Genomic DNA, 4,707 nt, shown 5'->3' on the forward strand with positions numbered 1-4,707 from the left:
GTGCTATACAACGTACGCGTGCCGGCTTAAAAGATCCTAAAAAACCAATTGGTTCATTTATTTTCTTAGGTCCTACAGGCGTTGGTAAAACCGAGCTTGCAAAAGAGCTTGCCCGTTTTATGTTTGATACCGAAGACGCGCTGATACAAATTGATATGAGCGAGTACATGGAGAAATTCGCGGTATCCCGTTTAGTTGGAGCGCCTCCGGGTTATGTGGGTTATGAAGAAGGCGGACAATTGACCGAAAAAGTACGTCGTAAACCATATGCTGTAATATTATTGGATGAGATTGAAAAAGCTCACCCAGATGTATTTAACATATTGTTGCAGGTATTGGATGAAGGCCAGTTAACTGATTCATTGGGCCGCAAGGTTGATTTCAGGAACACTATCATCATCATGACATCAAATATTGGCGCCCGCCAGCTGAAAGATTTTGGCCAGGGTGTAGGTTTCAGTACAAATGCAAAAACTTTACAGGCCGATACACACTCAAGAGGTGTTATCGAAAACGCTTTGAAACGTGCTTTTGCTCCTGAGTTCCTGAACCGTATTGATGATGTTATTGTGTTTAACTCGTTAGGTAAAGACGAGATCTTCAAGATCATCGATATTGAACTGGCATACCTGTTTAGCCGCGTTAATGCTTTAGGATACAAAATTGAGCTTACCGAAGCCGCCAAAGAGTTTATAGCCGAAAAAGGTTATGATTCGCAATTTGGTGCACGCCCGTTAAAACGTGCCATCCAGAAATATTTGGAAGATCCAATTGCCGAAGAGATTCTTAAAGGTGAACTAAGCGAAGGTGATATCATGAAGGTTGATTTCGATAAGGAAACAAACGAGATCAAGATCACCGACGAAAAAGGTGAAAGCAAAACTCCGACAAAAGAAGAGCAGAAATAATCGCTTACTTATTTAAAATTCAACCCCGTTTGCTTAGGCAGGCGGGGTTTTTTATTTTGCGCTTATAGTTATTTATCTTCGAGTCACTTATGTTTAGGTACCACCTATATTAGTTTTATATGGCTGTTAATAAAAGGATAATTTATAAGGGGCTTTTCATTGTTTCAATTGCGCTCAATATTATAACCATAGGTTATTTTATTAACAGGAAGATTTACTTTGGCTACATGCGCCGTCATCAATTTGAAAAACAAAAGTGGAACGCGCTGTTTAGCGCAAAAAGAGACCCCCGTGAAACTATATTCATTGGCACCAGTTTAACCGAGGGATTTGCGTTGAGGAGTAGCTTCAACAATATTCACCTTAAAAATATGGGCTTTGCCGGCGCCGAATCCGAGGATATTTTAAATAATCTGGAACGGATTATTGTAAGAAAACCATCAAAGATATTTTTAGAAGCAGGCATTAATGATGTACGAAATGGGCGGGATATGGAAATAGCCTATAAAAATTTTGTTAAAATATGTGTTATTACAAAAAGTAGCTCGCCGGCAACTAAACTATATGTTCAATCGGTTTTACCCACCTTAACGCCCAGGTTTAATTTACTGATAAAAGCATACAATACCAGGGTTTTAAAGTATTGCCGGCTCAATAATATTATATACATTAATATGTATGATAGTTTTATTAATGATGATATGCTAAATTCCCTTGCCACAACAGATGGCGTACACCTAACTCCTTATGGCTACTACTTATGGAGAAAGCAGCTTGAGCCATATGTAACACAATAAGCAGCCAATATTTTTGAAATAAAATAAATCAAAAAACGTTAAACCTTTTTAAATTATATTGTTCTTACAGTATATACAATCGAAACGTTATGAAAAAAATCTTGACTTTAATTTGCTGCACTGTTTTAATAGCGGCAACCTCATGTACTAAAAAGTATATCACCCCTGCCAACGTGACCGCATTTTACGATGTGCAAGGTACCAGCGGCTGGAAAGTTACAACAGATGACGAAGGGAATTTATCGTATTCATCAACACTGGGTAATTTGCCCGAACAGGATGGTTATGCTCAGGCCAATGGAGGTGTACTGGTTTATATTTCTTATGACGGAGGCACAACTTATGAAGCACTTCCCGAAACCTATAATGGCATAGCATATAGCTACACTTATTCGGTAGGTAAGGTTATTCTGTATGCCCAAAATTCTGATGGAAGCCAGCTAAGTGCAGCACCCACTTTGGATATTAAGGTAAAGGTTGTGTTGGTAGATTCAACGCCAGCTTAATCCCGAAATTATCTAATAAAAAAGGAGCCTTTGCATTTGCGAGGCTCCTTTTTTATGTAATTCTAAATTAGTTTAGCTTTCTGCTTTGTGCCTTTGGCTTTAAGCTATTTCCCCATCTGGTCAATAACAGYCTGTGTTACGCCGGTAAAGGAGAAGCCACCGTCGTGGAAAAGATTTTGCATCGTAACCATTTTGGTCAGATCGCTGAACATGGATACGCAGTAATCGGCACACTGGTCGGCATCGGCATTACCCAGTGGGCTCATTTTTTCGGCAAAATCAATAAAGCCGTCAAAGCCTTTCACGCCCGATCCGGCTGTGGTGCGGGTAGGGGATTGTGAAATAGTATTAACACGAACTTTTTTGCTCACACCGTACTCGTAACCAAAGTTACGGGCTATACTTTCCAATACCGCTTTATTATCGGCCATATCATTATAACCAGGGAAATAACGCTGCCCTGCTATATAACTTAAAGCCAATACAGATCCCCATTCATTAATGGCATCATGTTTCATAGCAGCCTGTAATATACGGTGCAGGCTTAGCGCCGAAATATCAAAGCCTTTATGCGTGAAATCGTAATTATTTTCGGGGTAAGGGATGTTTTTACGAACATTGATACTCATCCCGATAGAGTGCAGGATGAAATCAACACCACCGCCAAAGTGTTCTTTGGTTTTGGTGAAAAGGTTGTTGATATCATCATTGCTGGTAACATCAGCACCTATAATAGGGGCGTTGCACTCTTCTGCCAGTTTATTGAGTTCGCCCATGCGTAATGCGATAGGCGCATTTGATAATACAATTTCGGCACCTTCCTGTACTGCGCGCTGCGCTACTTTCCAGGCGATGGATTGCTCATTGAGGGCACCAAAAATGATACCTTTTTTGCCCTTTAATAAATTATAAGCCATGTTTTGAGTTTTCTGTAATTCGGGTAAAGTTATAATTATTTTTAATTAGTAGGCAGTTATCAGTTTGCGGTTATTGAAGAAAAAGTCATGCTGAATTTATTTCAGCATCTCACAAGTATAACGTACACAATGCAAAAGACCTGTCCTGTAGGATGCCGAAAGAAAATCAGCATGATTTGTTTGCGGTAACTGATAATTATCCGAGTAGTTCCCTTGCATTCTGCAAGGCGCTTTCACCCGGTTTATCACCGCTTAGCATTTTGGCAATTTCCAAAACACGTTCGTGGTTATCAATTTGTTTAATGCGGGTGTAGGTGGTTGCGGTACTATCGTCTTTATAAACAAAATAATGGTTTTTGCCCTTGCTGGCAATTTGAGGCAGGTGGGTAATTGTAATTACCTGCAGGTTATCGGCCAGGCGCTCCATAATCTGGCCCACTTTATTGGCTACCTCGCCGGATACCCCTGTATCTATCTCGTCAAAAATAATAGTAGGGAGCGCGGTATATTTTGCAATGATAGATTTGATGCTCAGCATCAGCCTGGAAAGCTCACCGCCCGATGCTACCTTGCTCATTTCGGCCAGCGCATGGCCTTTATTGGCCGAGAATAAAAAGCGGACCTGATCTACACCATCTTTGGTAAGTACGGCACCGCCTTGCAAATCAAAAGCTCCCCCTTTAGGGGGCTGGGGGGCCTGCGTTTGTTCAATTTTCAACGTCGAATTACCCATGCCCATTTCCGCAAGTGTATCAATCACCTGTTTTTCAATAGAAGGGATAACTTTTAGGCGGCTGGCTGTTAGCTTGGCTGCAAGTTTTTCAAGCTCAGCTTTGTCTGTGGCCAACTGTTTTTGCAGTTTTTCGATAGTTTCATCGCTGMATAAGGCCTGCCGGATCTTTTCCGACAGTTCATCCTGGATCTGCAGGAGTTCGGCATTGCTGTTTACACGATGCTTTTTTTGCAGGTTATATATCAAACTCAGGCGTGTATTAATTTCATCAACCCGGGCCTCATTAGTATGGGTTTTTTGTTCTATTTGCTCAACTTCGGCAGCTATATCTTTTAGTTCGATGATAGTACTGTTCAAACGCTGGTGCAATTCCTCAATTTGCGAATCGAATTTTTCAAGGGTGCCTAACTGTTGCCCCGCCTCACGTAGTTGAGAAAGTGCCGCCATTTCACTTTCCTGTATCAGGTAATAAGCACTATATAAGTTGCGCTTTATTTCCTCGGCATTATTTAATGCGTATAACTCTTTTTCCAGCGGCTCCTGCTCGTCAGCGCTAAGGCTAACTTTTTCTAACTCATCAAACTGGAACTGAAAGTAATCAAGATCTGCTTTGGCTTTATCACTTTCGGCTATTAATTGGGCAAGCTTGCCGGTGTCTTTTTTAAACGTGCGGTATTTATTCCGGTAATCATTCAGCAGGTCATCATGCCTGGCAACCGAATCAACCACCAGCAACTGAAATTCCGGGTCGTTGATCTCCAGTGTGGCATGTTGTGAGTGGATATCGATCAGTTTTTCGCCCAATTGTTTAAGCGCGGTAAGGTTAACCGGGGTATCGTTCACAAA

5 protein-coding genes are annotated in these 4,707 nt (G+C 41.2%); 3 read left to right on the plus strand and 2 right to left on the minus strand.

The genetic code is table 11. From position 1 onward, the window contains the following. The 3 genes from AC1DPZ_RS22150 to AC1DPZ_RS22160 form a co-directional block, all read left to right on the plus strand. Positions 1-908 (plus strand): AAA family ATPase (locus tag AC1DPZ_RS22150; RefSeq protein ID WP_477407525.1); only part of this gene is annotated, 908 nt, incomplete at its 5' end. Positions 909-1,027: 119 nt separating this feature from the next. Further along, the gene (locus AC1DPZ_RS22155; RefSeq protein ID WP_477407527.1) at positions 1,028-1,705 is read left to right on the plus strand and encodes a GDSL-type esterase/lipase family protein; all 678 of its coding nucleotides are present in this window, start codon (positions 1,028-1,030) and stop codon (positions 1,703-1,705) included. An 89-nt stretch (positions 1,706-1,794) separates the two neighbouring features. Next, on the plus strand, positions 1,795-2,211 hold the full coding sequence (locus tag AC1DPZ_RS22160; RefSeq protein ID WP_477407529.1) for a hypothetical protein: 417 nt from the start codon (positions 1,795-1,797) through the stop codon (positions 2,209-2,211). A 104-nt stretch (positions 2,212-2,315) separates the two neighbouring features. Here the strand turns inward: AC1DPZ_RS22160 and AC1DPZ_RS22165 are convergent, their stop codons facing one another. Beyond that, positions 2,316-3,128: an enoyl-ACP reductase FabI gene (locus AC1DPZ_RS22165; RefSeq protein ID WP_477407531.1), complete on the minus strand. Its 813-nt coding sequence runs from the start codon at positions 3,126-3,128 to the stop codon at positions 2,316-2,318. 196 nt (positions 3,129-3,324) lie between these two features. Beyond that, on the minus strand, positions 3,325-4,707 hold a 1,383-nt coding region (locus AC1DPZ_RS22170), incomplete at its 5' end, for a DNA repair protein RecN (RefSeq protein ID WP_477407533.1).

The organism is Mucilaginibacter sp. P4_G9, from assembly GCF_056400985.1.

What these genes read in the sequence shown, in the direction of transcription:
- AC1DPZ_RS22160 (WP_477407529.1), top strand. Translation starts at nt 1,795, where the DNA reads ATGAAAAAAATCTTGACTTTAATTTGCTGCACTGTTTTAATAGCGGCA.
- AC1DPZ_RS22155 (WP_477407527.1), top strand. Translation starts at nt 1,028, where the DNA reads ATGGCTGTTAATAAAAGGATAATTTATAAGGGGCTTTTCATTGTTTCA.